Origin of the sequence: Nocardia brasiliensis NBRC 14402 (genome assembly GCF_000308475.2) — a bacterium.
Classification (GTDB): domain Bacteria; phylum Actinomycetota; class Actinomycetes; order Mycobacteriales; family Mycobacteriaceae; genus Nocardia; species Nocardia brasiliensis.
The window spans coordinates 1-2,728 of the sequence record NZ_BAFT02000114.1 but is presented as its reverse complement, the minus strand read 5'-3'; the positions used below and the strand labels follow the sequence as shown (position 1 = coordinate 2,728).

Genomic DNA, 2,728 nt, shown 5'->3' with positions numbered 1-2,728 from the left:
TACCCGAGTAGCAGCGGGCCCGTGAAATCTGCTGTGAATCTGCCGGGACCACCCGGTAAGCCTGAATACTCCCTGGTGACCGATAGCGGACTAGTACCGTGAGGGAAAGGTGAAAAGTACCCCGGGAGGGGAGTGAAATAGTACCTGAAACCGTGCGCTTACAATCCGTCAGGGCCTGCGAGTGACTTGTCACTGTGGGTGATGGCGTGCCTTTTGAAGAATGAGCCTGCGAGTTAGTGGCATGTGGCGAGGTTAACCCGTGTGGGGTAGCCGTAGCGAAAGCGAGTCCGAATAGGGCGTTTTGAGTCGCATGTTCTAGACCCGAAGCGGAGTGATCTACCCATGGCCAGGGTGAAGCGACGGTAAGACGTCGTGGAGGCCCGAACCCACTTAGGTTGAAAACTGAGGGGATGAGCTGTGGGTAGGGGTGAAAGGCCAATCAAACTCCGTGATAGCTGGTTCTCCCCGAAATGCATTTAGGTGCAGCGTCACGTGTTTCACGCCGGAGGTAGAGCTACTGGATGGTCTAGGGGGCCTACAAGCTTACCGAAATCAGCCAAACTCCGAATGCCGGTGTGTGAGAGCGTGGCAGTGAGACTGCGGGGGATAAGCTTCGTAGTCGAGAGGGAAACAGCCCAGATCGCCGGCTAAGGCCCCTAAGCGTGTACTAAGTGGAAAAGGATGTGGGGTCGCGAAGACAACCAGGAGGTTGGCTTAGAAGCAGCCACCCTTGAAAGAGTGCGTAATAGCTCACTGGTCAAGTGATCCTGCGCCGACAATGTAGCGGGGCTCAAGTACACCGCCGAAGCCGCGGCATTCACACTTAACACCGGTGTGTCCTTACGGGGGCGCATCCAGTGGTGTGGATGGGTAGGGGAGCGTCGTGTCACCATGGAAGCAGCGGAGTGATCCAGCTGTGGAGGTGACGCGAGTGAGAATGCAGGCATGAGTAGCGAAAGACGAGTGAGAAACTCGTCCGCCGAATGACCAAGGGTTCCTGGGCCAGGTTAATCCGCCCAGGGTGAGTCGGGACCTAAGGCGAGGCCGACAGGCGTAGTCGATGGACAACGGGTTGATATTCCCGTACCCGTGTATCCGCGCCAAATATCGAATCATCTGTGCTAACCATCCAAATGTGGACGGATCTCCTTCGGGAGACCTGAAGCGGCTGCATGGGATCCTGGGTGTAGTAGGTAAGCGATGGGGTGACGCAGGAAGGTAGCTGGGCCAGTCAGTGGTTGTACTGGTGTAAGCCTGTAGGGCGAGACGTAGGCAAATCCGCGTCTCATGTGCCTGAGAGGTGATGCGTAGCCGATTGAGGCGAATTCAGTGATCCTATGCTGCCGAGAAAAGCCTCTAGTGAGTTGGTACACGGCCCGTACCCCAAACCGACACAGGTGGTCAGGTAGAGAATACTAAGGCGATCGAGAGAACTGTGGTTAAGGAACTCGGCAAAATGCCCCCGTAACTTCGGGAGAAGGGGGACCCGGTCTGGTGATGGCACTAGCTGCTTGAGCTGGGTTGGGTCGCAGAGACCAGAGAGAAGCGACTGTTTACTAAAAACACAGGTCCGTGCGAAGTCGTAAGACGATGTATACGGACTGACGCCTGCCCGGTGCCGGAAGGTTAAGAGGACCGGTTAGCGACTTCGGTTGCGAAGCTGAGAATTTAAGCCCCGGTAAACGGCGGTGGTAACTATAACCATCCTAAGGTAGCGAAATTCCTTGTCGGGTAAGTTCCGACCTGCACGAATGGCGTAACGACTTCTCTGCTGTCTCAACCACAGACTCGGCGAAATTGCATTACGAGTAAAGATGCTCGTTACGCGCGGCAGGACGAAAAGACCCCGGGACCTTCACTATAGCTTGGTATTGGTGTTCGGTACGGTTTGTGTAGGATAGGTGGGAGACTGTGAAATCGGCACGCCAGTGTCGAGGGAGTCATCGTTGAAATACCACTCTGATCGTATTGGACTTCTAACCTCGGACCATGATCTGGTTCAGGGACAGTGCCTGGTGGGTAGTTTAACTGGGGCGGTTGCCTCCTAAAATGTAACGGAGGCGCCCAAAGGTTCCCTCAGCCTGGTTGGCAATCAGGTGTCGAGTGCAAGTGCACAAGGGAGCTTGACTGTGAGAGCGACAGCTCGAGCAGGGACGAAAGTCGGGACTAGTGATCCGGCACCGGCAAGTGGAAGCGGTGTCGCTCAACGGATAAAAGGTACCCCGGGGATAACAGGCTGATCTTCCCCAAGAGTCCATATCGACGGGATGGTTTGGCACCTCGATGTCGGCTCGTCGCATCCTGGGGCTGGAGTAGGTCCCAAGGGTTGGGCTGTTCGCCCATTAAAGCGGCACGCGAGCTGGGTTTAGAACGTCGTGAGACAGTTCGGTCTCTATCCGCCGCGCGCGTCAGAAACTTGAGGAAGGCTGTCCCTAGTACGAGAGGACCGGGACGGACGAACCTCTGGTGTGCCAGTTGTTCCGCCAGGAGCACCGCTGGTTAGCTACGTTCGGAAGGGATAACCGCTGAAAGCATCTAAGCGGGAAGCCTGTTCCAAGATGAGGTTTCTCACCACCTTCGAGTGGTTAAGGCCCCCCACAGACCATGGGGTTGATAGGCCAGAACTGGAAGCCCGGTAACGGGTGTAGGTGACTGGTACTAATCGGCCGAGGACTTACCAACAAAGAAGCTACGCGTCCACTGTGCAGTATCTGAAACAACACACAGA

At 55.9% G+C, this 2,728-nt stretch carries 1 rRNA gene; it reads left to right on the top strand.

What is annotated here, in order from left to right:
• A 23S ribosomal RNA gene (locus tag TY25_RS40215) occupies positions 1 to 2,682 on the top strand; the annotation flags it as partial.
• Between the last annotated feature and the right edge of the window lie 46 nt (positions 2,683 to 2,728).